The 1,291-nt window shown below is 43.3% G+C and carries 2 protein-coding genes and 1 pseudogene; all 3 read left to right on the forward strand.

What is annotated here, in order from left to right; translation table 11 throughout:
- The coding region (locus tag BM278_RS18185; RefSeq protein ID WP_143093500.1) for a phage portal protein at positions 1-309 on the forward strand (309 nt) is incomplete at its 5' end.
- Entirely contained in the window at positions 309-1,037 is a 729-nt protein-coding gene (locus BM278_RS18190; RefSeq protein ID WP_090952548.1) for a head maturation protease, ClpP-related, read from the forward strand. The genes BM278_RS18185 and BM278_RS18190, both read left to right, overlap by 1 nt.
- 42 nt (positions 1,038-1,079) lie before the next feature.
- Positions 1,080-1,291: pseudogene (locus BM278_RS18195) on the forward strand (phage major capsid protein); the annotation flags it as partial.

Here is a 1,291-nt window from a genome sequence, read left to right on the forward strand (position 1 = left end):
TATGTTGATACGCTCCTTTACATTTTGAAACAGTACGAGGAAGAGATTACTTATAAAATCCTGTCGAACGAGCTTATTCAACAAGGCTATTTCTTTAAATTCAATGTTAACGTCATCTTGCGAGCGGATATTAAGACGCAAATGGAAGCCTTATCGAAAGGTGTAAATAATGGCATATACACAGCTAATGAAGCAAGAAGCTATCTTGATTTACCAGCCGAGGAAGGCGGTGATGTCCTAATGGTGAACGGCAACTATATCCCGATCACGATGATCGGCCAGCAGTACCAGAAAGGAGGTGACAGTTGATGCCGTTTTGGAAATTCATCGTCAACCAAGCGACCGAAACAGAACCGGAGAGCGTGGAGCTTCGCATCGAAGGTGACATTGTAGACGATGACGAAGCATGGCTATACGAATGGTTTGGGATGCCAGTGACCACGCCAAACGCATTTAAGGAAGAATTGAGCCAGTATAAAGGTAAGGACATTACCGTATGGATTGACAGCTATGGCGGCAGCGTGTTCGCGGCGGCAGGCATTTATAATGCGTTAAAAGAACATGACGGAAGAATCACCGTCAAGATCGACAGCAAGGCGATGAGCGCGGCGTCTGTCATCGCGATGGCTGGCGATGAGGTACTCATGAGCCCGATGGCGGTGATGATGATTCACAACCCACTGACAGGAGCATACGGAGATATGCACGTTTTTCGAAAAGTCGCCGACATTTTAGACACCATCAAAGACTCAATAATTAACGCTTATGTCTTAAAAACAGGCAGATCACGCAGCAAAATCTCGCAAATGATGGATGATGAGACATGGATGTCAGCCAACGTCGCCGTAAAAGAAGGTTTTGCTGACGGCATCCTATACCAAGATGGAAAGCCGGAGGTTGGCGACGTCACAGCGTTTAGCCGGTTAGCAATTGTCAATAGTGCTAACCGATCTATGCAGGATGTCATGAAATTTATTAGTAAGCAACAACAGCAAGACGAAAAAGAACGATTGCTTTTGGAACTGGATTTAATCTAGTTCCTTTTTTATTGCACAAAAACAAAAAAGGAGGAAATGAATATGCCGAAAGAATTACGCGAATTACTGGAGCAAATCGAAAACAAAAAGAAAGAAGCCCGCAAACTTCTTGCGGAAAACAAAATTGAGGAAGCTAAAAAGCTGAAAGATGAAATTGTAGCGCTTCAAGAAAAATTTGATATTGCCAAAGAGCTTTACGAGGAACAAAAACAAACTATTGAGGATAAAGAGCCGTTAAAACCGACTGTACAAGT

It is taken from the genome of Parageobacillus thermantarcticus, from assembly GCF_900111865.1.
Classification (GTDB): Bacteria; Bacillota; Bacilli; order Bacillales; family Anoxybacillaceae; genus Parageobacillus; species Parageobacillus thermantarcticus.

Bases quoted from the DNA above. Each gene is read 5' to 3' on its own strand.
- BM278_RS18190 (WP_090952548.1), top strand. From the start codon at position 309: ATGCCGTTTTGGAAATTCATCGTCAACCAAGCGACCGAAACAGAACCG.